The organism is Ruegeria sp. HKCCD7303 (assembly GCF_013111185.1).
In the GTDB taxonomy this organism is placed as follows: domain Bacteria; phylum Pseudomonadota; class Alphaproteobacteria; order Rhodobacterales; family Rhodobacteraceae; genus Ruegeria.
On the sequence record NZ_WVRE01000003.1, the window covers coordinates 364,353 to 386,636 of the forward strand.

Genomic DNA, 22,284 nt, shown 5'->3' on the forward strand with positions numbered 1-22,284 from the left:
CTTCTTGGTCGTCTTGTTATTCTGCGGGAACGCTTTGAACGTCGCCGCTGTCTCGGGCCGCGTCGATCAGGGCACGGCGCGCGACGGCATAATTGTCTTCGCCTCCGGCGCGTTTGGCACGGCGGTCGTCCAGAATGCGCTCGACCGCGTCCAGGCGTCCGGCGCGCAGGCCAGAATCGATGGTAATGCGTTCAAATACATCACGTTGCGCGTGGCTGCCACCGGCCAGTTGCATCGATCCACGCGCCGTCAGCAGGTGATCGAAGGCGGTGCCATAATGGCCGTCTCCGAAGGCTTCCAATCCCATGGCGGCTGAAACACCCGGATCAGCCATACGACGGGTGGCGTCATCATTGGCTTGGGCGGCATCACGGTTCATCCGGCTCAGCATCTTGGCGGTGGAATCGGCGCGGTTATCGCCCGTCAAGGCCAGCAGGTAATGCAGGTCCGCAAAGATCAGGCAGCCATCTTCGGTGCGCGCAGCACTCAGATCAGCCAGTTCTTCCCAGCGGTTTCCAACATTTACGCCCTCAAGCTCAAGCCGAGACAACAGCGAGGTTGCATTCGAAATGTCGCGGTAGTCGTCGGTTTTATCCTTGCGGATATGGGCGTCATACAGCTCCATCACCTGATCGACCTGGCCCAGATCAAGATGCATCAGGGCTTTGTGCCACCAGACGTGATAGCGGAAATTGTTACAGTGCGCCCAGGCGTCTTCGCGTCCGGCCAACCAATCCAGACCCAGCTGTGCGTTGCCGGTCATCTCATGAACATGGGCCACCGCGTGCAGACCCCACGCATCATCCGAAACCATCCACAACGCCTGACGGCCAGCGATCTCGGCTTTTTCGTAGGCACCAGTTTCCTCCAGCGCAAAGGAGTGGCAGCCCAACAGATAACCCCGACCGGGATGGTCGGGATCATAGGATGGCATCACGCGTTCAATCGACCGGCGCATCCCATCGGCATCACCCAGTACGAATCGTGTCGCATGGCTCAGTTTCATCGCCAATGTGTCCTGCGGGTGTTCGCGCAGAATGGCTTCGAATTTCTGAACCGCCTGCGTCTGTTGGCCTGTCAGAAACAGCGCCAACGAGTCTACGTACAGCTGCTCTCGGGCCGAAATCGGTTGCCGCTCGGACGCGGCATTGGCCGCAGCCAGAGCCTCTACCGCGACCGCCATCATCTCGCGCCGACCCAGCAGAGCCATGAACAGACCTTTGACCGCATGACCCAGCGCAAAGTCGGGCTCAAGCTCAAGCACCTTGCCCAGATGTTGGGGCGTGACTGCCGCATGCGCCATGAACCCAAGCAGAACACCATTCCATGCATCCACAGCCGCTGGCTGCGTCAGGGTGTTCATCTGTCCAAAAACGTCTTGTTTCATACTTTGGTCCAATCTGATTGCGGTACTTCACACTGTTCGATGTAACAGAGTGTGAGGGAGGGGCGTAACAGTATCGACCCTGCTCTCGAATTGGTGAAATGCCGTGTGCGAAAAAGGCGAAAAAAACCGCCGATTCAAGAGCATGTTTCAGCGAGTTGCTGCCTAAATGTGCAAGTATTTCAATCTTCGAAAGGGTTTTCGGCGCTCAGAACCGCCTGAGTATCCGCCCCGCAGACCGGTGGCGCGCTGCGATATGTTACAGGCGTACGAGACAAGTTGAGTGGATTCCCGATCAGGTTGACCTGACCAGGTTGGGCTTGCATTGCGATCTGCATCTGCCGCGCGGCCACCTGTTCAGTATCAAAGACCTGATCAAGCGTCTGAACCGGACCAACAGGAACTTTGACGGCTTCAAGTCCAGAAATAACGGCCTGTGTGCTCAACGTTTTAACCGCAGGACGAAGAACCGCGTTCAGCGCATCTCGATTTTCCAAACGGGCTGGATTGGTTGCAAATCTGGGGTCGTCTGCCAGTTCTGCTCTTTCGATAAAGCTGCAGAGTTTTCTGAACTGACCGTCATTTCCAACCGCGAGAATGACGTGCCCGTCAGCGGTTTCATAGACGTCGTAGGGTACGATATTCGGGTGCCCGTTGCCGCGCCGCTGCGGGACATCGCCTGAAGTCAGATAATTTACGCCTTCATTGATCAGCCACGCGATCTGAGCATCCACCAAAGCCAGATCAATCTGCTGCCCTTCGCCAGTCAGGTCGCGGTGACGTAGTGCGGCAAGGATGCCGACGGTTGCGTACATACCACACATCACATCTGCGATTCCGACGCCAACTTTCATGGGCGCACCTTCCGGATCGCCGGTCAGTGACATGATCCCACCATAGCCCTGTGCCATCAGATCGTAGCCGGGCTTGCTGGAATTGGGGCCTGTCTGTCCGTAGCCCGATATTGAGCAGTAGACCAAATCGGGAAACTCTTGCGACAGGGTGGCGTAGTCGAGACCGTATTTCGCCAGCCCGCCGGGCTTGAAATTTTCGATAAGGATATCCGCATGTGACGCCAGCCGCCGAATTTCCGCCTGGCCTTCGGCTGTGGCGATATCCAGAGCGACGGATTTCTTGTTGCGGTTGGCTGACATGAAATACGCACTTAGGTCCGAGCGGTTGCCCTGGGCATCTGTCACATAGGGCGGACCCCATTGCCTTGTGTCGTCGCCGCCTGTGGCGGGGTTTTCAATCTTGATGACGGTTGCGCCCAGATCGCCAAGCAACTGCGTGCATGTGGGCCCTGCCAGAATCCGGCTAAGATCCAGAACCTTGACGCCGTTCAGGGGGCCTTCAGATGCGGCCATCATAACCTCCGCGCTCAATTTCAGCAGCAATGACGGTAAATGTCTCGGCCTTTACAGCAGCTTCCAACGCTGCGCGCAACTCTGCCCTGTTGCGAACGGTTTGGCCATTCCCACCAAAGGCTCGGCCCATGGCAGCGAAATCATGGTGGCCAAAGTCCACGCCCTTGTTGCCCATTTGTCTTTGACGCTGTTTCAGTTCGATCAGAGCAAGGCTTGCATCCACAAAGACCAAAAAGATCGGGTTGCCTCGCATTTCGGCGGCGGTCGACAATTCACCAGCCACCATCAGAAAACCGGCATCGCCTGAGAAGCTGATGACCGGGCGCTGAGGTTCGGCCAGTTTCAGGCCGATGGCCATCGGAACCGCGCAGCCCATAGTACACAGCGCCGAAGACTGGATCAGCCCGCGCTCTTCACTGCACCCCCACATCTGACTCAGCAAAATACGATGTGCGCCGCTATCTGCGGTTGCCAGAGTTTCAGGGGGCAAAACCGCCCGGGTTTCAGCAATGACTGCCGCCGGTCCCCAGGATTCGTCATTTGGGAAAGCCTCTGCCAAAGCAGTTTTGACCTGTGAGGGCTCGCCATTTGGCCAAGTTGTACGGGCGGGGTTGCCTTTGGCGATGGCTTCCAGCGTTTCGCCTGTATCGGCAACAAGGTTTAGACCCGCCTGATGCATGTAATGATCGTTCACCACGGCAGAGATGTCGATGACGCGCTTGGTTTCGGGATCCCAAATCTCGCGCCAACCGGGCCGCATTTCGATCGGGTCATAGCCCAGGCAAAGCACCAAATCGGATTGTTCGACCAGCGGCACCAGATGTTTGTCCGCCAACGGAGACAGGCCCGCACCGCCCAGACACAGGGGGTGATCCTCGGGCACCACGCCTTTGGCCTTGTAGGTGGTCACGAAGGGAATGCCAAAATGTTCCAAAAACGCCTGCACCACACTGCGCGAGTCATCATAGAGGACATCCAGACCGATGATGGCAATTGGGCGCTCGGCCTCGGCCACCCATCGGCGGGCCTTTTCCAGACACTCCCCCCCCGGGCTTACTGGCGCGACCTTGGCAAGACGGCGGCGTTTCACACCGATCACGGGCGTGTCAGCAACCGAGATAGGTACATCAACATGAACCGGGCCGGGGCGCGGCTGCATGGCCAGCGATACCGCCTTGTCGGCCACCACGTCCGCGCCCTTGGCGGTCAGCGTGAAGGTACCCTTGGTGATCGAGCGGTATACTTGGGCGTGGTCCATGACCTGATGCGTGTAGGTCAGGGCCTCATCTGCGTCGACACATCCGGTCAGAACGATCATGGGCACGCGGTCCTGCAGCGCATTTGCAACGACGTTGATACCGTTCATCGCTCCCGGACCAAGTGTGGCCACCAATATCGCAGGTGCGCCATCACGGTGATGCACCGCCTCTGCCATAAACCCGGCAGAATTTTCATGCTTGGTCAGATGGAAGGTGATGCCTGCCTTCTCTAGTGCGTCCACCAGCGTAAGAACCTCACCCCCTGGCATCCCAAATGCGTGGCGGCACCCCGCTTCGTACAGGCGTTGGGCCAGAAGATCCGCAGCGCGGGGCGAAGAGTCCTGCATCAGTCATGCTCCGAAATAACCGTTTCAAAGCAGATTGCGGAGGACGCCCACAGACGCAAGCCGGTTCACGCCAGTGTGACTATTTGACTGCGTCTTCGGCGACAGATTGAAACTTTGTGTCAAGTTCTGCGGCGATGTCCAGCAAAGCCTGCCCACCTTCCGATGCGTATGGGGCAAAAACAAAGCTGGGAGTTTTGTAGGATAGAGTGGCAGAGCCGTCCTCGTTTTCGGTGACATAAAAGCGGATGGGCGCTTCGATCATCGCATGGGTCGAGGTTTCAAGCACCCGCACTGCATAGTCATTGTTAAAGGCCCCGATCACCCGGTTGCCCGGAATGGTGATCCCGCGCGCAGCCGCCGCCTTGGTGGGGCCAGCCTGAGTTACGACGATCAACCCGTTTCCCTTGATGGCGGCTTTGGTGGCATCGACCAGTTCGGCATAGGGCTTGTCTGATGGGTGTACGACCCAACCCTTGGGTATGTCTTGCGCCCAGACGGGCAAAGCGATCAGGCAGAACAGGGGTATGAGCGCTTTCATCATCACGTCTCCGAAAACTTGCTGAATCATGTGTGCCAGACTTGGCCGTGTAGCGCAGTCACAAACCCGTGTTCGGCTCGCGCTTTTATGCGGCGCGCTTCTTTAACAGGTAGATATCCATGATCCAGCCGTGATCGGCGCGGGCTTTGGCTCGGGTGTCCAGAATCCGCTGCGCGACCTGATCCAGCGGACCGCTGATCAGCAGCTCTTCTTTCATACCCACATACGCGCCCCACCAGATGTCGAATTCCGCCATCTCAAGGGATTGGAACGAGCATTCTCCATCTAACATAACCGCTACTTTTGAGCCGGTTGCGGGCCACCCTTCATCCCGAATGCGGCGGCCTGTTGTGACGACATAAGGCGCACCCAGATCATTGATCGGGATCGCGTGGGCCGCCGTCAGCGCTTGCAAGGCGGTAATGCCGGGGATCACTTTCGTTTTGGGTTTGGGGGCAAGCCGCGACGCGATGCGCAGCGAACTGTCATAAAGCGACGGATCCCCCCAGATCAGCAAGGCAACGTGCTTTGCCTCGGGATGGGTATCCATCGCTTCTTGCCAGCGCAGGGCAATGGCATCGTGCCATTCGTCAACTCCGCGCAAATAGCCATCGTCCGCGCGGCGTTTCGGGATATCGAAATATGCGATCTGGGGCGCGGTATCGGTTACTTCGGCAATGATTTCCTCGCGCAGCCCGGCCAGATCGGCTTTGTTCTCCCCTTTTCGCGGAATCAGAATCAAGTCCGCCGCCCGGATCGCCTTCGCCCCTTGAAAGGTCACATGATCGGGGTTTCCCGTGCCGATGCCGATCAGGCTTAGGTCAATCATCTTCGAACTCCGCCAGTGGGCCATACAGGATCAGCGCCGGAGCTTTGCCAATCTCGGACTTCAACTGATCCGCCAACGCGCCGATGGTAGCGCGCCGGAGCTTTTGATCCGGGGTCGACACGGATTCAGCCATCAACGCCGGAGTGTCCAGTGGCAGGCCATGAGCATTCAACGCTTCAACCAGCAGCGGGAAGGTGCGCTTGCCCATGAACACAACGGTGGTGGCCTGAGGGTCAGCCAAAGCAGTCAGGTTCAGATCGTCCGGCAGTTCGCCGCTGACGTCATGACCGGTGACAAACTGTACCCGCCGTGCGGTCAGACGGCGTGTCAGCGGAATACCGGCTGCAGCCGCCGCCGCAATGGCTGAGGGGATGCCAGGAATGATCTCATAGGCAATACCTGCTTCACGCAGGGCCACAAGCTCTTCTTCCAGACGCCCGAACATCCCGCCATCGCCGGACTTCAGCCGCACAACGTGCTGGCCGGTCTGGGCATAATCCACCAACAACCGGCTGACATGGTCCTGTTTGGGCGAGGGGCGTCCAGCCCGTTTGCCGACCCCCACAAGATCCGCATCCTCGCGCGCGTGGCTCAGAATGGGCCCGCTGCTCAGGTCATCAAACAGCACGGCATCCGCTTTCTGCATCCGGTCCACGGCCTTCAGTGTCAGCAGTTCAGGGTCTCCGGGGCCCGAACCGATGAAAGAGACAAAGCCGCTCATGCCGAGGCCTCTGCGATCAGGTGAAAGAACGTGCCGGTGACATTGCCGCGCACCGAGCCTGTCTGCGGGCCTTCTGCGCCTTCTGCATCAAACACACGCGCAAGCGGGGCATCAGGTTGCTCCACAATCGAAGAATAGTGGAATTCGTGCCCGCGCAGTGCAGCGCCTTCAGCAAAACCGGGCATCTGTGCCAGCAATTCAGCCTTGCGGTACCCAAGGTTGAATTTTCGCTTCTGGTAAGAGGTCACAAGCCCAAGTAAGCCTGCCATTTCATGCTGCACGCCATCCTTGTCGATCAGCGCTGTCCCAAGCGCCATATAGCCCCCGCATTCCCCATGAACCGGCTTGGTCTCGGCATGCTTGCGCAGACCCGTCAGGAACGTGTTCGCTGCGGCCAAGGTTCCGGCGTGCAACTCAGGGTATCCACCGGGCAACCAGATCAGATCGGCATCCGTCGCCGGGGCTTCATCGGCCAGTGGCGAGAAAGGCAGGATTTCGGCCCCAGCCGCGCGCCAGCCTTCCAACAGGTGCGGATAGGTGAACGAAAAGGCCGCATCCCGAGCCAGCGCAATCCGCTGAGCAGGTGGGCGCGGCAGCGCGGCTGACGATGGCCCGCCGGGGCCTGAGGAAGCCGCCCGCTTGATCGCCTCAAGATCAACATGTTCGCGCAGAAACGCAGCATAGCCGACGATTGCGCTTTCCAGATCCGGATGCTCAACCGCCTGAATCAGACCTAGATGCCGTTCCGGCAATGTCAGATCTCCGCGACGGGGCAGCACGCCCAGTACCGGCAATCCTGCGCGTTCCATGCCCAGTCGGGTCAAACGCTCGTGCCGGGGGCTGGCGCAGCGGTTCAGGATCACTCCGGCAAAAGGCAGATCGGGATTGTACAACTTGAATCCTAACGCCGTCGCTGCCGCCGATTGCGCCTGACCGCCGACGTCCAGAACCAGCACCACCGGCCATCCCATCCGCGCAGCGGTTTCAGCACTTGACCCGTGGCCCAGCTCTCCGGGCTTGGCGACACCGTCGAACAGCCCCATCGAACCTTCGGCCACAACGATATCCGCACCTTCGGCCTGCGCTGAAATTGCGCTCAGCAAAGGATCACCCATCGCCCAGCTGTCCAGGTTGAACGAGGCTCGTCCCGCTGCCGCCCGATGGAACGCAGGATCAATGTAATCGGGTCCGCTTTTGAACGGTTGCACGGTCAGACCATCCTCGGCCAAAGCCCGCAACAGGCCCAGCATCACCGTTGTCTTGCCGGTGCCGGAGGACGGCGCTGAAATCAGAACGCCGGGGGGGTTAGTCATCGCCGTGGCTCCAGCTGGACCAAGGGCTTTCTGCGCTTTGCGGGCGATAGCGGCGGTCGTAATCTTTTGAATACAGGCAGCTTTCGTCAAAGCCTTCGCCCGCCAGCGCCGGACCGACCATAATCAATGCAGTGCGCGAGATTTTCTCGTCCAGCGCGTCTTTCAGCGTCTCCAGCGTTGCTCGAATGATCTGCTCATCCGGCCAGCTGGCGCGGTAAACTACGGCTACCGGGCAATCTGCCCCAAAGGCCGGTGTCAGATCGGCGATGACCTTGTCCAGATTGCCGATCGACAGGTGAATAGCCAGCGTCGCCCCTGTGCGCGCGAAGTTTTCCAAGGTTTCGCCTTCGGGCATCGAGGATGCTCGTCCCGGTGTTCGGGTCAGCACCACGGATTGCGCCAGACCCGGCAACGTCAGTTCCGTACCCAGCGCAGCAGCGGCAGCGGCAAACGAAGGCACGCCCGGTGTGACGCTGACCGGGATGCCCATCTCTTTCAAGCGGCGGATTTGCTCACCCATAGCCGACCAGACCGACAGATCACCGGAATGAAGGCGCGCCACATCCTGACCCGCTTTATGGGCCGCGTCGATCTCGGCCATGATCTGATCCAGATCCATCGGCGCTGTGTTGATGATCTTTGCGCCCTCGGGGCAGTGGCTCAGGATCTCTTCCGGCACCAGAGACCCAGCGTAAAGGCACACAGGACAGGATGCGATGATATCGCGCCCGCGCAGTGTCAACAGGTCGGCGGCGCCCGGTCCGGCGCCGATGAAATGAACGGTCATGTTTGTCCTCCGATGGCTATGGCGCAGGTCGCCAGCCGGTCGTCTGAAATCTGTCTGGGTGAGAGCAACCGCGCGCCCGAGCCAACAAGCTTTCCGGCGGCAGCCAATGCGGATGCTTCGGCCACGCTTCCGGTGCCATAGGTGGCCCGGCTACGGGTCGAGCAAGTGAGCGTGCGTTGCCCGGCCAGATCAGCTGCGGCAACGAAATGCACGGGCAGAGACACCTCTTCTGCAAAGGATGTCAGTGCTGAATGGCCTTCCTTGTCGGTGACAGTCGCCAAGGCTGCCACATCATGGTTCGCAGTCGCCGCGTCAAACGCTTCACGCAAGCTGTCGGCTGTCGCAGAAGAGGAGAAACCAAGGCCAGCAACGATCATAGCGTCACGCTCCACTGCACCACCGGATAGGCGGATTTCCAGCCGCGCCTTGGTCCCAGCGGGGCTGATTGTGCAAGTTCTATCCGAAGCAGGTCACCGCCCAAGTCTTCGTGCCAACGTGCCAGCAGGGCCTCGCTTTCCAATGTGACCGCATTGGCGACAAGGCGTGTGCCCTTGGGAAGCGCATCGCGCAGCCACGCCAGCAGATTGGCGCTCAACCCTCCGCCGATGAAAACGGCATCCGGCAGGTCGACACCGGACAGCGCTTCTGGTGCGGTTCCGTGTACTACATTCAATCGATCTTGCCCCAACGTATCTGCATTTCGGCGGATACGCTCGGCCCGGTCAGCACGGGGCTCGAAACACGTTGCGGAAAGGGTCTGATCACACATTAGCCATTCGATGCTTATTGAACCCGTGCCGCCGCCGATATCCCACAGATGTTCGCCCCGTTGCGGGGCAAGCGCTGAAAGGGTCAGCGCTCGGATGGGGCGTTTGGTGATTTGACCGTCGGTTTCAAAGATGTCATCGGGTTTGCCAGACGCTTTGGACAGGGCCGGACCTGAGCCGGTGACGTCCAGGCCAACGCAGACGGGATGGTCGAACGTGCCCAGAAGGGCCTCGGTCAGAGTGACGGTTTTGGAGCTTTCGCGCGGACCGCCCAAAGCCTGCATAACGTGCAGAGAAGAATCTGCAAAACCGGTTTCAGTCAAATATGTTGCCAGTTCCGCCACAGCCTTTCCGTCGCGCAGCAAAAGGATCGCGCGCAGACCCGGGGCCAGATGGGGGCGCAGCCGGGTCAGCGGCGCGGCGTGCAGGCCAAAGGTCAAAGTACTTTCCAAGGGCCAGCCGAGCCGTGCGGCGGCCAGCGAAAAGGTGGATTGGCCGGGCAGGGCGGTCCATTCACCGGCATCGAAATTGCGCGCAATGACCGAGCCCGCGCCAAACCAGAACGGATCGCCCGAAGCCAGAACAACGGTCTGTTTCCCGCGCAAACCTTGCAGGATCGGCAAGCCATCCGAAAACGGCACCGGCCATTCGATGCGTTCTGCTCCGGTTTCGGGCAGCAGCGACAGGTGGCGCGGTGGCCCCATGATCACTTCGGCCCGGTCCAGCACTTGACGGCTTGTTGGCGACAGGCCATCAAGCCCATCTTCGCCCAATCCCAGAACGGTCAGCCACGGAGCATCAGACATGACTAATCTCCTGATCCCCAATGTGTTGCTTCTGGGCGGTACGACCGAGGCCAACGCCTTGGCTAAAACCTTTGTGGAACAACGAATTACGGCTGTCTATTCCTACGCAGGACGGGTGGAAACGCCACGCCCGCAGCCTTTGCCAGTCCGTGTTGGCGGTTACGGCGGCTCGGAAGGTTTGGCGGATTTCATCCGCGACAACGCCATCACTCATGTCGTGGACGCGACCCATCCGTTTGCGGCCCAGATGAGCCGGAACGCGATCGAGGCGTGTTGGGCAACGCAGATGCCCCTGGCCGCGCTGACCCGCGCGGCGTGGACGCCGCAGACCGGCGATAACTGGCATCACGTCCCTGATATCGCGGCGGCTGTCGATGCACTGTCCGGGGACGCACAGCGGGTTTTCCTGGCCGTTGGCCGCATGCATCTTGAGGATTTTGCCGCCCAGCCCCAGCACAATTATCTGCTGCGTCTGGTGGATGACCCCGACAGCTTGCCCCTGCCGAATGCCGAAGTTGTCGTTGCCAGAGGGCCCTTTACCGAAGCCGACGATCGCGCGCTGATGCAGCGCCATGGGACGCAGCTTGTCGTCTCCAAGAACGCGGGAGGCACCGGCGCGCGGGCCAAGCTGGATGCGGCGCGCGCGCTGGGCTTGCCCGTGTTGATGATCGACCGCCCGGTTCTGCCGCAACGGACCGAGCTTACGACTGTCGCACAGGTTCTGGACTGGCTGTCTCATCCCTGATCCTTATCAGGGGTAAAACGTGGGGTGTAGACGATTGGTGTGCCTTTGCGCTCGATCACGCGGGTGCGGGACGAACCCACAATGACCACTGTCTGCATATCCGCCATCTCGGGCGTGGCTTCGGCAAGCGTCGAAATTCGGATCGCCTCGTCTGACCGCGAAACCGCGCGAGCGAACATAATCAGGCGCTCGGGCTCGCATTCGTCACGCAGGATTTCCAATGTCTTTACAAAGCCTTCCGGACGAGACTTTGAGCGTGGATTGTAGAAGGCCATCGAGAAATCGGCCTGTGCCGCCAGACGCAGACGCTTTTCGATTAATGACCACGGTTTCAGATTGTCGCTGAGGTTTATGGCACAGAAATCATGTCCCATGGGCGCACCCGCCCGCGCAGATGCGGCCAACATTGCGGTGATGCCCGGCAGTACATCGATCTGAAGTTCGCGCCATTCAGACGGGCCGCTCTCCAGCGCCTCAAAGACGGCTGCGGCCATGGCAAACACACCGGGGTCGCCTGAGGATACGACGACAACTTTTTTGCCCTCGGCAGCCATTTGCAATGCGTGTTGCGAGCGGTCGATTTCGACCCGGTTGTCGCTTGCGTGCAAGGTCAGGCCAGGGCGTTCGGTCACACGCGCGACGTACGGGATGTAACCTACCACATCGGTGGCCTCAGCCAGCGCCGCAGTGACTTCTGGTGTCACCAATGCCTCGTCGCCCGGCCCCAGCCCTGCAATCTTGACCCAACCGCTCATGGCCGCCGTCCCTGACCATGCACCACGATGATCGAGAAATACGGGGTGATCTTTTCGCATGCCTCCGACAGTTTTGTCACCGTTTGGTTCGGCATCTGTGCGTATTCGACGATCCACGCCCGGTCATAGAGGCCTGAGGTTTTCAAAGCCCGCTTCACCTTCTCGATGTTCCGCCCGATCTTCATCACAACGAGCGCATCAGTTTGCGCCATACGCTCGGCCAAAGTGTCTTCCGGCAAGGTGCCAACCAGCACGGTCAACACGTCATCACCCCATGTGATCGGGTCACCTGTCGCGGTCCACGCACCGGACATGCCGGTGATTGCAGGCACAACCTCAACCGGAGTTTCATTGCGCAACCGGTTGTAAAGATGCATGAAAGAGCCATAGAAGAACGGATCGCCCTCGCACAGAACCACAACGTCTTCGCCCTGTTCGGACAGTGTTTTCAGATGGGCAGTGCAATCCTCGTAGAATGCGGCCAGCAACTCATTGTAACGCGGGTCCGTGACGGGGATCTCGGTGGTTACGGGGTATTCCATCGGAAATTCCACCGCACCTTCAGGGATCATGCCGTTGACGATCTTGCGGGCCTGACCGCTGCGGCCCGGCTTGCGGAAAAAGGCCACATGCTTGGCATTGCGCAACAGACGATCTGCCCGGACGCTCATCAGATCCGGGTCGCCGGGGCCAAGACCCACGCCGTATATGGTGCCCATGCTCATTCTGCCCGGCTTGCGATGGCGTTGACGGCTGCCACGGTGATGGCACTGCCGCCCAGACGACCTTTGACAATGCAGGACGGCACCGGTTGTGCCTCCCACAGCGCATCCTTGGATTCCATTGCGCCGACAAAGCCCACGGGGCAGCCAATGATCGCGGCAGGGCGCGGGCAGTCGGGGTCTTCCAACATGTTCAGAAGGTGGAACAGGGCCGTCGGCGCGTTGCCGATGGCGACCAATGCCCCGTCCAGATGCGGACGCCACAGTTCCAGCGCGGCAGCAGAGCGGGTGTTGCTCATCTCGGCGGCCAAAGGGCGCACGCGTTCGTCATGCAGGGTGCAGATCACTTCGTTATCGGCGGGCAGGCGGAAACGGGTCACACCTTCGCTGACCATACGCGCATCACACAGGATCGGTGCGCCATTTTCCAACGCCGTGCGGGCATCCGTCACAAAACCAGGCGAGAAATGAATGAACTCTTCCAGCCCGACCATACCCGCAGCGTGGATCATCCGGACGGCGACCTGCTCTTCATCGGCATCAAAACGGGCCAGATCAGCCTCGGACCGGATGGTGGCAAAGCTTTCCTTGTAGATCGCCGCGCCATCGGTTTCGTATGTGTAGGGCATCAGGTGAAGTCCATAGTCATGAGTGTTTCGGGGTCGAGCCCGCGCTGGCAGGGCTCATCCCCTGCGCGGCCCTGTTTTACAAGATCAAATCGTCCGTTTGCGCCCACCAATGTGATGTCGGCAGGCCCCATCCGGGCACAGCCCTTGGCACATCCCGAGACATGCAGTCGTCCGGGTATGCGCGCGGCCAAGGCGCGGGCGATGTCGCGGGTTTCCACCTGCGCCTGTGGGCAGAACGGTGCGCCGGGGCAGGCGTCGGTGGTCATCAGCGGGTCAGAGGCATCCGTGACAAACTTTGTTGCGGGTATCGCCGCCCCGCCTTCCAGTAAGATCAACCGCCACGGCGTGACACGCAGGGCAGTCGCGCCGCCGTCGTCAATCAGATCATAAAGCTTGCGCGCAGGCAGCGATCCAAAAGCTGCACCATACAGCGCGCCCAGATCACATGGGCCAGGTTGCAGTTTTGAGCCGACGGGGCCCGGCGCATGTCCTTGCCATTCCTGCGGCAACGCGTCGATGACCCGCGCCATGCGGCGAGTTTCGGAAGTGTATATCTTTGAAAACCACATGGCTAACGCGATCATATGATCAATGGCGTCGGCCTCGGTCACAGGTCGCCCAGTTTCGCAGCCATCGGCGCGCAGGATCAGGCCGTCAACGCCCGTTTCCAGACGAATATCCGCTGAATCCGCGTTCAAAAGCCGCGCGGGTCCGGTGTCGATGGCAAAGCCGAACTTGGCGGGAAGGGCAGGCAGCTCCGCCAGCCGGTCGATCAATTCCTGCGTTAGGCGCGCAGTCAAATCATCGGCCTGATACAGCGGAGTGACCAGAATATTGCGTCGCACCTCGATGCCGGGTTCTGCATCCAGAAGGTTCAGCGCTGCAAGCTCCTTGAGCAGCGGCTGATGGTCATAGTCCTCCACGCCCCGCAATTGAAGATTGGCACGGTTGGTCAAGTCGATCGACCCGTTGCCAAACCGATCTGCAAGGTCGCACAGACCCAGCGCCTGATCCGCTGTCAGTCGTGCAAGCCGGGGCCGGACCCGCACGACCAATCCGTCACCAGACATCATTGGACGATGGGCGCCGGGGCACCAACCCTGCACGATAGGAGCGCTCATGTCAGGCCCTCCAGATCCGCCCGGATCGAGTTTCGACGGGTGTTCCAAAGCCCGGCCTCAAGCAACGCGCGGAACCGGTCCTGCATTGCTTGATGGGCCAGGGGATTGGCCTCTTGCAGGAAGGTGTCCACTTCTTCGTTGCCCAAAGTGGCATCGTGGTAAAGATCGAACAGATGTGGTGCGACCGTCCCGGACAGATGGGCGAAGGATGCCATGTGATCCAGCGTCGCCGCGATTTCAGCTGCGCCCCTGAAGCCATGCCGTTGCATCCCTGCGATCCAGTTGGGATTTGCGGCGCGAGCGTGAACGACACGGCTGATCTCTTCCGGCAGGGTTCGGGCGCGGGGGATTTCGGGGTTTGTGTTGTCCAGATGGTAAAGCTGCACGCTACCACCGGTGATTTTCTTGGCTGCCGCAAATCCGGCCTCATGCGTAGCGTAGTCATTGGCCAGCAGCAGATCGGTTTCGGTCAGATCCTGCAGGTGAACAAAGCTGTCAGCATTGGCCACGCGCTGGGTGATACCGTCTTTGTCCTGTGCGATGTGTTCGCCTTCCAGCGCGAAAGAACTGGCTTCCAGCCAAGCCTCGCCTGCCTGGACGCGCGCTTCGTCGGTGTAGACTTCGGACAATTGGGTCATGTTGACGCCATAACTGCCGGGCGCCGGGCCGTAGACGCGGGCCGTAGGGGCCAAGCCTGCATAGGGGTTCCAGTCCGGCGCTTCGTCGCGCGCAGACAGCGCACGAACGGCCTGACCGTACAGCGCCGAAAGGGTCGGGAACACATCACGGAACAGGCCCGACACGCGCAACGTCACGTCCAGTCGCGGGCGACTGAGATCCGTGATCGGAAGCACCTCGATGCCAGATACACGCTCTGAACCTTTGTCCCAAACAGGCTTTACACCCAGAAGATGCAGCGCCATGGCGAATTCTTCGCCCGCAGTACGCATGGTGGCTGAGCCCCACAGGTCAACAATCAGCCCTTTGGGGTAATCGCCTTCTTCTTGCAGATGACGGCGCACAAGCTCTTCAGCCAGTTTGACGCCCTGCGCATATGCTGCGCGGGTTGGGACCGAGCGTGGGTCGGTTGTATAAAGGTTCCGCCCTGTCGGCAGCACGTCCGACCGCCCACGATAGGGAGAGCCGGATGGGCCAGCCTCGATCCTTTTGCCCCCGAGCGCGTCGATCAGAGCACTTCGTTCGGCATGGGCCGAAGCCGTTGGGTCGAAATTGCCTGTCACTTCGGGCACGCGGCCAAAGATATGTAGCCCGTCGCCGAATTGGCTTTCCTTGATGTCACAGACAAAACGGTCGATCCGGGTGATCGCCTCGGCTGTGCAGGTGGCTTGATCGAGCCCAAGATCGTTTTCCAGCCCGATGGCCTGCGCTTCGTCCCGAATATCTTCTTGCAAACGGTCGCGGCGCTTGGGGTCTAACCCGTCTGCGTTCGAGAACTCATCCAGCAGCGACTCCAACCGCACCATCCGGTCCGGCGTCCCGCTTTCCTTCATCGGCGGTGGGATATGGCCCAGCGTGACGGCCCCGATCCGACGCTTGGCCTGCGCGGCTTCGCCGGGGTCATTGACGATAAAGGGGTAGATCACTGGCAGGTCGCGGATCAGCGCTTCGGGCCAGCAATCAGCAGACAGTGCAACGGACTTCCCGGGCAACCATTCCAATGTGCCATGCGCACCAATATGGATCAGCGCGTCCGCACCAAGACCTTTGCGCAGCCACAAATAAAAGGCGACATAGCTGTGACGGGGCGTGCGCGAAAGGTCGTGATAATCGTCATCGCGCAGTTCCGGTGTTCCGCGTTCGGGTTGCAGCGCGACCAGAGCTTGGCCCCGGCGTAGAGCTGTAAAGTGAAACGCGCCATCTGCAAAGGCCGGATCGTCTTCGCATTTGCCCCAAACCGTTCGAAGGTCGGTTCGCAATTGCTCGGGCAGATAGGTCAGCGCTTGCAAGTACTCGTCCAGCGGCCATGAAATCCGAGCGTCCAAAAGAGTCTCGGCAATCGGTTCTGCTGGCGCGGTGTCATAACCTTCGTTCTGGAGATCGGACAGCATCGCCTCGGCGGATGCCAGCGCGTCCAGACCCACCGCATGGGCCATCTGCCAGTCTTTCCCGGGGTAGGTCGACAGCACAAGCGCCGGGATCTGATCCGTCTTTGGTTTGTCGTTCAGGCGCAGCCAGCCTGATACCCGGTCGATAATGGCTTCGATCCGTTCGGCCTCGGCCCGATGGGCAAAGCGGGAGTATTCCAGATGAGGATCGCGTTTGCCCGGTTCTTTGAACGAGGCGATGCCCGCCGAAATTCGTCCGTCTACCTCAGGCAAGACAACATGCATGGCAAGGTCGGCAGGCGAGAGACCGCGTTCCGCCTCAGCCCAGGCTTTGCGGCGCGAGGTGGCCAGAGCGACCTGAAACACCGGCACATTGGCGGCATCCAGCGGAGACGTGCCCGACGCGCCTTTGCCCGAAAAGGACGTTGCGTTGATGATGGCAGCGGGGGTCAACGCCCCAAGCGTCTCGCGCAACCAATCGGCAGCAGTTGGCGCTTTGAGCGAAGGTGCGAACAGGCCCACTGCCGCAAATCCGCGCGCACGCAAACTGCGGATCAGAGCTGCGACTGGGGCAGTGTCGGCCGACGTCAGATATGCGCGGTAAAACGTGACGACGATACGTTTTGCGTCGCCTTCGAACGCGGTATCCGTTGGGATTACACCGCGATCCGGGCACCATGCGCCGCATTCAGGCAGGGTCTTTGCGCCCATCACCGGCCCGGCATAAAGCCCTGCTGCCAAGGCCATCTGGGCCAATGCGGCTTGCGCTGCGACCTCACCACCGGTGTCACACAGATGGGCCAAACGGCGCAGCGTTGAAACGGGCAGGGTAGAGTAGTCATCCAGCCGCGTATCCTCTCGCCCGTCCGCGGGCAGAACGGCAAGCGCGATGCCCTTAGCATGCGCCAGCGCCAGAACCTGTTGCAAGCCGTAGGACCAGTAAGGCACGCCGCCAATCAGGCGGATCAGAATGCCCTTGGCGCCGTCCAACGTCTGCTCGACATAGGTGTCGACGGACAGAGGGTGTTTGAGCGCGGTCAAATTGGCCAATCGAAGCGTCGGCATTCGCCCCTCGGTTCCGCCGCCACGATGCCAGCCCGCCGCGAAAGCGCCGAGGTCGCTGTCCGAGAAGGACAAAACAACCAGATCCGCCGGGCTTTGGCCCAGATCGGTTGGGGTCTCGGTTTCCTCGAGCCCGTGGCTTTCGCGGAAGACGACGTGCATGGTTTACTCGGCAGCCTCGGTGACGCCCGCGAGGATCGCGTGGATTTCGGCCTCTTTGATGTCGTCATGCTCGGCGATAACAACCAGACGCGAACGGCGCTCTTCCTCTGGTCCCCATGGGCGGTCATATTGGTGACGGACGCGTGCGCCCACAGCCTGAACCAGCAGGCGCATGGGTTTGCCCTGTACTGCCGCATAACCTTTGACCCGCAGGATGTTCAGCTCGGTCGCCAGACGTTCGATCTTGGCGACCAGATCAGCTGGATCGGTTTGTTCCGGCAACTCGACGATGGTGCTTTCGAAATCGTCATGCTCGTGATCGTGGTGACCGTCGTGGTGCGACGGACGCGCATCCATGTCGTCCTCGGCTGCGGCTTCCAGACCCAGTACAACGCGGACATCCACAACGCCCTCGGCGACTTCGACAACAGGCAGGTGGCGAGGGGCTTCGGCGGCGATCACTTCTTTGGCCTTGGCCACACCTTCGGGCCCTGCAAGATCAGGCTTGGTCAGAAGGATAATGTCGGCGCACGAGATCTGATCTTCGAACACTTCGGACAGCGGCGTTTCGTGATCGATCGAGTCGTCGGCGAGGCGCTGGGCATCGACAGCTTCGACATTCGGGGCAAAGCGACCGGCGGCGACGGCCTCGGCATCGGCCAGAGCGATCACGCCATCGACAGTGATCTTTGAGCGGATATCCGGCCAGTCGAACGCCTTCAACAACGGTTTTGGCAGGGCGAGGCCAGAGGTTTCGATCAGGATATGCTCGGGGCGCGGTTCCAGCGCCATCAGCGCCTCGATGGTCGGGATGAAGTCATCCGCGACGGTGCAGCAGATGCAACCGTTTGCCAACTCCATGATGTTTTCCGCAGGGCAATCCGGGATGGCGCAGGATTTCAGGATATCGCCATCCACGCCCACATCGCCAAACTCGTTGACGACGACGGCCAGACGTTTGCCCTGCGGGTTTTGCATCAGGTGTTTGACCAGCGTTGTTTTGCCCGAGCCCAGAAAGCCGGTGATCACGGTGACGGGAAGTTTTTCGAGATTCGACATGTCAGGCTCCAATCGGTGGAATGCGCGAGGCGCAGTTTTTGCGGAAATGTTCAGGGCGCTCGCGCCATTTCACCAGGCCATCTTCGGTAGCCAGATACTTGGTCGCGCCGTCGACGATTACATCGACATGGTCCACTTCGTTCAGGTTCTCGTAAACGAAGGTCCAGCGATCGGGACCGCCGCGCAGCACGATAGAACAACCCTGATCGCAGTTCGAAAGGCATTCGACAGGTTTCAGGGTGATGCCGTCGGGCAATTCGGCTTGTTCCAAGGCCTGGTGCAGCAATGTGCCAGGGCGTTGCGCATCGTCTTCGACGGGCAGCCCGCGGCGGCAGGTCGTACAGACCAGAAGCTCGACCGGTGTGGTCTCAGTCATGTCTCTCATCCCCCCAAATCCTCTTCGCGGGGGACGGGGTTTCAAGCGGGCCACGTGTCGCAACATGGACCCGACACCGGAACACCCCGCCCGGTTTCAACTTCGGGTGCTGGCAGGTCTCCCGGCTTGCGGATGTCAGAGACCTGGTACGTCAGGGTCCTCTGTCGGATGTCCCGCCTTCCCGGCCTTGGCCAGTGGCATTGGGCACCCTCTCCGGTCACGGTCGCGGGGGCGGCTGCGTTTGGCGGAAGATCCGTTGACGCATTCCCTTTTCATCGGCTCTTGCCGACACCAACGAATGGGTCATGCGGCACCGCTGGCCCGCTTGTCAAGCGCGTTGCGCGTAACATCAGGGTGTGGGTGTGAAAAGCGACCTGTGGTTGTCGTTGGGCGGCATGAATGGTCAGATAAATCCGTGATCGCATGACGGGTACAAGCCAGCAGGGAGAGGCGACATATGAAAGTAGGATTCATCGGGTTGGGAAACGTTGGCGGCAAGCTTTCGGGTTCCTTGCTGCGAAACGGGATTGATCTGATAGTGCATGATCTGAACGCGGATCTGGTGGGCGAGTTCGTCGCCCTTGGCGCAAAGGCAGCCGAAGGTCCGGCACAGTTGATGCGCGATTGCGATGCCGTCATCACCTGCTTGCCATCGCCTGCGGCATCAGATGCGGTCATGCAAGAGATGCTGCCCGAAGTGGGCCCCGGCAAAATCTGGATGGAGATGTCGACGACCGATGAGACCGAGGTCAAGCGTTTGGGGGCCGAGGTGATCGAACGCGGAGGCGCGGCAGTGGATTGCCCGGTTTCGGGCGGGTGCCATCGGGCCGCCACCGGCAATATCTCGATCTTCGCGGGATGTGATCGTGCGACTTTTGAGCGAATTCTGCCGTTTCTGACCACCATGGGGCGGCGTGTTTTGCACACTGGTGAATTGGGCTCTGCCTCGGTTCTGAAGGTGATGACCAACTATCTGGCCACGGCCAACCTGATCACCTGCGCCGAAGCGCTGGTCACGGCAAAGGCTGCCGGGATGGATCTGAACACAACATACGAGGCGATAAAAATCTCGTCCGGTACGTCCTTTGTGCATGAAACGGAAAGTCAGGTCATCCTCAACGGATCGCGCGATATTTCTTTCACTATGGACTTGGTGAAAAAGGACATTGGTCTGTTTCAAGAGGTCGCTGACCGCGCCGGGGTGCCTCTGGAAATGAACCCGGTCATGATCAAGATTTTTGAAGATGGCATTGCCCGGTATGGGGATCGCGAGCTGTCGCCGAATATCATCAAACGACTGGAAGAGGCGACAGGCCTGGACATCACAGCCCCCGGTTTCCCGCCGGAGATGGAAGATGATGAACCGGAAGAGCCAGGGTACGAGGTTGTTCCGCAAGGGCGAGGTCCGGCGTAAAGGTCCAGCCTGGGCTTTCCAGTGAGGTGTCATTGGCAGTCGGGGTTGGTCAGCCCATAAATCCGGCCCCGATTGCTACGCTAGTACAGGACGTTGATCATCACCAACGAAACGATCAGGAACAAAGCAGTCATAATGCCGCCCGAGCGTACGAAATCCATGACCTTGTATCCGGCCGGACCCATGATCAGTGCGTTGACCTGATGGGTCGGGATGATGAAGCTGTTCGAGGTTGATATGGCGACTGTGAGTGCAAAGACTGCTGGGTTGCCTCCTGCAGCCACGGCAATTGATACGGCCAGTGGTACGAGCAGAACGGTGGCGCCAACGTTCGACATGACCAATGAAAACGCTGTTGCCAGAACGGCAATGCCTGCTTGAAGCGACCAAAGTGGCCAGCCGTCAAGAATGACCATGATTTGCTGTGCGATCCATGCGGCTGTGCCGGTGTTCTGCACGGCCTGTCCCAAAGGTATGAGGCAGGCGAGCAGGAAGACGGTGTTCCATCCAACGGCACGATAGGCCTCATCCACGCTAAGCACGCGGGTCAACATCATTCCGGCTGCCCCGGTCAGAAGACACAGCGAAAGGCGCACGTCCGTGAACAGGATTAGGGACAATGAAATGGCAAAAAAGGCAAGGGCCCACCCGACCTTCTGCGGCCTCAGTTCATCCTGTGGAAAATCGGTTGTCACCACAACGAAATCGGGATCGCGCGTGATCCGCATAAGGTTGTCCCAACGGGTATGCGCAACAAGCATGTCCCCGGCATGGAACTTTTCAAGCCCTATCTGAGTGGATTCGTGATCTTCAGTCTCAACGTGGCTGAGCGTTTCTTCCCCTCGGTGAATGGCAAGCAGCGACATGCCATAAGTCTTGCGGAACAAAAGCTCACGCGGGCATTTCCCGATCAGTTTGCTGTCCGGGGTGATAACCACTTCGGCCACGCCGGCATTGGTGGGGGCGAACTCTTCAACAAAAATGTCCAGATCAGGAAGAACGGTCAAACCGTATTTCGTGGCAAATTCCTGAACCTCAGAACGTCGTCCGACAATAGCCAGCCGACAAGGGGCCGCGATTTCTGCGGTCAGAACCTGAACCATCGAGGTTTTACCGCGATAGAAAGTTGAAATGATGTACAGGTGGCTCTCGTGGTTGATATCGGCAAGAATTTTTCCCACCAGCGGGCTTTCCGCGGGCACAACAACTTCGAATACATCTGCCTTTAGCCCGTAGACCCTCTGCAAATACTCCTGTGTGCCCTGACCGGTGCCAGTGTTGTCTTCCCCTTCCGCTTCGGGAAGAACCCAGCGCCCCAGCAACAGAAAATACCCGATGCCGGTCAGGATCAATACCGCACCGATCGGCGTTACCGAGAACAATCCGAACGGTTGCATTTTCTGAGAGTCCGGCAATCCGTCATTTGCTGTCTGGATCAGATCATTAAGCAAGATCAGCGGTGAAGACCCCACCATCGTCATCGTGCCGCCCAGAATCGCACAGAACCCCATCGGCATAAGCAGGCGCGACAGAGGTATTCCAGATCGCGAGGATATCCGGCTGACAACCGGCAGAAACAATGCGGCCGCGCCCACGTTCTGCATGAAAGACGAAATGACGCCAACGGTTCCGGATATGATCGGCAGAACCCGGTTTTCCGACTTGCCGCCATATTTCAAAATAGCAGCCGCAACCTTGTTCATGATGCCAGTTTTGTCCAGTCCAGCGCCAACAATCATGACCGCAATGATCGAGATAACTGCGTTTGACGCGAATCCATCAAACAGACGCGGCACATCCGCCAGATTCTCAAGGCCGGGCGCGTAGCTTAGCAAGCCGACAAGAACCAAAACCAATATTGCGGAAAGATCAATTCTGACGATCTCGGACACAAACAGGAAAACAGTGAAAGCGAGAAGGGCGCAAACGACCCCCATCTCGAAGGTAAATGCTATGTATTCCACAATTCGTCCAGATATTTTGGCTTCTCTTGCATTAGTCCTTAGTCCATTCCGTTCGCGTTGTCATGAAATTTCGTTTTAGACCGAATGAGGG

Annotated in this window: 19 protein-coding genes, 1 pseudogene and 1 riboswitch; of the genes and pseudogenes, 2 read left to right on the forward strand and 18 right to left on the reverse strand. The window is 59.6% G+C overall.

Features of this window, described 5'->3' with window-relative positions:
- Nucleotides 1–16: 16 nt before the first annotated feature.
- The 10 genes from GS630_RS11395 to cbiE all read right to left on the reverse strand — a co-directional run bounded on the left by GS630_RS11395 (nt 17) and on the right by cbiE (nt 10,118).
- The gene (locus tag GS630_RS11395) at nt 17–1,387 is read right to left on the reverse strand and encodes a tetratricopeptide repeat protein (protein ID WP_171177511.1); all 1,371 of its coding nucleotides are present in this window, start codon (nt 1,385–1,387) and stop codon (nt 17–19) included.
- Between the two features lie 179 nt (nt 1,388–1,566).
- On the reverse strand, nt 1,567–2,751 hold the full coding sequence (locus GS630_RS11400; RefSeq protein WP_171712030.1) for a CaiB/BaiF CoA-transferase family protein: 1,185 nt from the start codon (nt 2,749–2,751) through the stop codon (nt 1,567–1,569).
- On the reverse strand, nt 2,738–4,357 hold the full coding sequence (locus GS630_RS11405) for a thiamine pyrophosphate-binding protein (RefSeq protein ID WP_171619771.1): 1,620 nt from the start codon (nt 4,355–4,357) through the stop codon (nt 2,738–2,740). Before GS630_RS11405 ends, GS630_RS11400 begins: the two co-directional genes overlap by 14 nt.
- A 79-nt stretch (nt 4,358–4,436) precedes the next feature.
- The gene (locus GS630_RS11410) at nt 4,437–4,895 is read right to left on the reverse strand and encodes a DUF302 domain-containing protein (protein WP_171619773.1); all 459 of its coding nucleotides are present in this window, start codon (nt 4,893–4,895) and stop codon (nt 4,437–4,439) included.
- Nucleotides 4,896–4,980: 85 nt separating this feature from the next.
- A complete protein-coding gene (gene cobF / locus GS630_RS11415; protein ID WP_171619775.1) occupies nt 4,981–5,724 on the reverse strand; it encodes a precorrin-6A synthase (deacetylating) in 744 nt (247 codons plus the stop codon).
- On the reverse strand, nt 5,717–6,445 hold the full coding sequence (gene cobA, locus GS630_RS11420; RefSeq protein WP_171236509.1) for a uroporphyrinogen-III C-methyltransferase: 729 nt from the start codon (nt 6,443–6,445) through the stop codon (nt 5,717–5,719). The genes cobF and cobA overlap by 8 nt, the downstream gene beginning before the upstream one ends.
- On the reverse strand, nt 6,442–7,758 hold the full coding sequence (locus tag GS630_RS11425) for a cobyrinate a,c-diamide synthase (RefSeq protein ID WP_171177501.1): 1,317 nt from the start codon (nt 7,756–7,758) through the stop codon (nt 6,442–6,444). Before GS630_RS11425 ends, cobA begins: the two co-directional genes overlap by 4 nt.
- Nucleotides 7,751–8,545, reverse strand: a complete 795-nt coding sequence (gene cobM / locus GS630_RS11430) for a precorrin-4 C(11)-methyltransferase (protein ID WP_171619777.1) — start codon at nt 8,543–8,545, stop codon at nt 7,751–7,753. Before cobM ends, GS630_RS11425 begins: the two co-directional genes overlap by 8 nt.
- The gene (locus tag GS630_RS11435) at nt 8,542–8,922 is read right to left on the reverse strand and encodes a cobalamin biosynthesis protein (RefSeq protein WP_171619779.1); all 381 of its coding nucleotides are present in this window, start codon (nt 8,920–8,922) and stop codon (nt 8,542–8,544) included. The genes cobM and GS630_RS11435 overlap by 4 nt, the downstream gene beginning before the upstream one ends.
- Nucleotides 8,919–10,118 (reverse strand): precorrin-6y C5,15-methyltransferase (decarboxylating) subunit CbiE, encoded by a 1,200-nt coding sequence (cbiE, locus tag GS630_RS11440; protein WP_171619781.1) that lies wholly within the window; start codon nt 10,116–10,118, stop codon nt 8,919–8,921. The genes GS630_RS11435 and cbiE overlap by 4 nt, the downstream gene beginning before the upstream one ends.
- Here cbiE and GS630_RS11445 point away from each other — a divergent pair.
- Nucleotides 10,117–10,863: a cobalt-precorrin-6A reductase gene (locus GS630_RS11445; protein WP_171177492.1), complete on the forward strand. Its 747-nt coding sequence runs from the start codon at nt 10,117–10,119 to the stop codon at nt 10,861–10,863. The genes cbiE and GS630_RS11445 overlap by 2 nt on opposite strands.
- Here the strand turns inward: GS630_RS11445 and cobJ are convergent.
- The 7 genes from cobJ to GS630_RS11480 are packed head-to-tail and all read right to left on the reverse strand — an operon-like array spanning nt 10,854 to nt 18,815.
- A complete protein-coding gene (gene cobJ, locus GS630_RS11450; protein ID WP_171177490.1) occupies nt 10,854–11,618 on the reverse strand; it encodes a precorrin-3B C(17)-methyltransferase in 765 nt (254 codons plus the stop codon). The genes GS630_RS11445 and cobJ overlap by 10 nt on opposite strands.
- Nucleotides 11,615–12,343: a precorrin-2 C(20)-methyltransferase gene (locus GS630_RS11455; RefSeq protein ID WP_171177488.1), complete on the reverse strand. Its 729-nt coding sequence runs from the start codon at nt 12,341–12,343 to the stop codon at nt 11,615–11,617. The genes cobJ and GS630_RS11455 overlap by 4 nt, the downstream gene beginning before the upstream one ends.
- Nucleotides 12,340–12,969, reverse strand: a complete 630-nt coding sequence (locus GS630_RS11460; RefSeq protein WP_171177486.1) for a precorrin-8X methylmutase — start codon at nt 12,967–12,969, stop codon at nt 12,340–12,342. The genes GS630_RS11455 and GS630_RS11460 overlap by 4 nt, the downstream gene beginning before the upstream one ends.
- Nucleotides 12,969–14,090, reverse strand: coding sequence for a cobalamin biosynthesis protein CobG (locus tag GS630_RS11465; RefSeq protein ID WP_171619783.1), 1,122 nt, complete (start codon nt 14,088–14,090; stop codon nt 12,969–12,971). The genes GS630_RS11460 and GS630_RS11465 overlap by 1 nt, the downstream gene beginning before the upstream one ends.
- Nucleotides 14,087–17,380 carry a cobaltochelatase subunit CobN gene (cobN, locus tag GS630_RS11470; RefSeq protein ID WP_171619785.1) on the reverse strand — a complete coding sequence of 1,098 codons (3,294 nt, stop codon included), beginning with the start codon at nt 17,378–17,380 and terminating at the stop codon, nt 14,087–14,089. The genes GS630_RS11465 and cobN overlap by 4 nt, the downstream gene beginning before the upstream one ends.
- Nucleotides 17,381–17,383: 3 nt before the next feature.
- Nucleotides 17,384–18,439 (reverse strand): cobalamin biosynthesis protein CobW, encoded by a 1,056-nt coding sequence (gene cobW / locus GS630_RS11475; RefSeq protein WP_171177479.1) that lies wholly within the window; start codon nt 18,437–18,439, stop codon nt 17,384–17,386.
- A gap of 1 nt (nt 18,440) precedes the next feature.
- Nucleotides 18,441–18,815, reverse strand: a complete 375-nt coding sequence (locus tag GS630_RS11480) for a DUF1636 domain-containing protein (protein ID WP_171619787.1) — start codon at nt 18,813–18,815, stop codon at nt 18,441–18,443.
- A 93-nt stretch (nt 18,816–18,908) separates the two neighbouring features.
- Nucleotides 18,909–19,126, reverse strand: a riboswitch (cobalamin riboswitch).
- A 125-nt stretch (nt 19,127–19,251) separates the two neighbouring features.
- Between GS630_RS11480 and GS630_RS11485 the strand changes: the two are divergent.
- Nucleotides 19,252–20,229, forward strand: a pseudogene (locus tag GS630_RS11485) (NAD(P)-dependent oxidoreductase); the annotation flags it as partial.
- Between the two features lie 80 nt (nt 20,230–20,309).
- Here GS630_RS11485 and GS630_RS11490 read toward each other — a convergent pair.
- Entirely contained in the window at nt 20,310–22,166 is a 1,857-nt protein-coding gene (locus GS630_RS11490) for an SLC13 family permease (protein ID WP_171178075.1), read from the reverse strand.
- Nucleotides 22,167–22,284 lie beyond the last annotated feature (118 nt).

What these genes read in the sequence shown, in the direction of transcription:
- GS630_RS11395 (WP_171177511.1), bottom strand. Translation starts at nt 1,387, where the DNA reads ATGAAACAAGACGTTTTTGGACAGATGAACACCCTGACGCAGCCAGCG.
- GS630_RS11400 (WP_171712030.1), bottom strand. Translation starts at nt 2,751, where the DNA reads ATGGCCGCATCTGAAGGCCCCCTGAACGGCGTCAAGGTTCTGGATCTT.
- GS630_RS11405 (WP_171619771.1), bottom strand. Translation starts at nt 4,357, where the DNA reads ATGCAGGACTCTTCGCCCCGCGCTGCGGATCTTCTGGCCCAACGCCTG.
- GS630_RS11410 (WP_171619773.1), bottom strand. Translation starts at nt 4,895, where the DNA reads ATGAAAGCGCTCATACCCCTGTTCTGCCTGATCGCTTTGCCCGTCTGG.
- cobF (WP_171619775.1), bottom strand. Translation starts at nt 5,724, where the DNA reads ATGATTGACCTAAGCCTGATCGGCATCGGCACGGGAAACCCCGATCAT.
- cobA (WP_171236509.1), bottom strand. Translation starts at nt 6,445, where the DNA reads ATGAGCGGCTTTGTCTCTTTCATCGGTTCGGGCCCCGGAGACCCTGAA.
- GS630_RS11425 (WP_171177501.1), bottom strand. Translation starts at nt 7,758, where the DNA reads ATGACTAACCCCCCCGGCGTTCTGATTTCAGCGCCGTCCTCCGGCACC.
- cobM (WP_171619777.1), bottom strand. Translation starts at nt 8,545, where the DNA reads ATGACCGTTCATTTCATCGGCGCCGGACCGGGCGCCGCCGACCTGTTG.
- GS630_RS11435 (WP_171619779.1), bottom strand. Translation starts at nt 8,922, where the DNA reads ATGATCGTTGCTGGCCTTGGTTTCTCCTCTTCTGCGACAGCCGACAGC.
- GS630_RS11445 (WP_171177492.1), top strand. Translation starts at nt 10,117, where the DNA reads ATGACTAATCTCCTGATCCCCAATGTGTTGCTTCTGGGCGGTACGACC.
- cbiE (WP_171619781.1), bottom strand. Translation starts at nt 10,118, where the DNA reads ATGTCTGATGCTCCGTGGCTGACCGTTCTGGGATTGGGCGAAGATGGG.
- cobJ (WP_171177490.1), bottom strand. Translation starts at nt 11,618, where the DNA reads ATGAGCGGTTGGGTCAAGATTGCAGGGCTGGGGCCGGGCGACGAGGCA.
- GS630_RS11455 (WP_171177488.1), bottom strand. Translation starts at nt 12,343, where the DNA reads ATGAGCATGGGCACCATATACGGCGTGGGTCTTGGCCCCGGCGACCCG.
- GS630_RS11460 (WP_171177486.1), bottom strand. Translation starts at nt 12,969, where the DNA reads ATGCCCTACACATACGAAACCGATGGCGCGGCGATCTACAAGGAAAGC.
- GS630_RS11465 (WP_171619783.1), bottom strand. Translation starts at nt 14,090, where the DNA reads ATGAGCGCTCCTATCGTGCAGGGTTGGTGCCCCGGCGCCCATCGTCCA.
- cobN (WP_171619785.1), bottom strand. Translation starts at nt 17,380, where the DNA reads ATGCACGTCGTCTTCCGCGAAAGCCACGGGCTCGAGGAAACCGAGACC.
- cobW (WP_171177479.1), bottom strand. Translation starts at nt 18,439, where the DNA reads ATGTCGAATCTCGAAAAACTTCCCGTCACCGTGATCACCGGCTTTCTG.
- GS630_RS11480 (WP_171619787.1), bottom strand. Translation starts at nt 18,815, where the DNA reads ATGACTGAGACCACACCGGTCGAGCTTCTGGTCTGTACGACCTGCCGC.
- GS630_RS11490 (WP_171178075.1), bottom strand. Translation starts at nt 22,166, where the DNA reads ATGGGGGTCGTTTGCGCCCTTCTCGCTTTCACTGTTTTCCTGTTTGTG.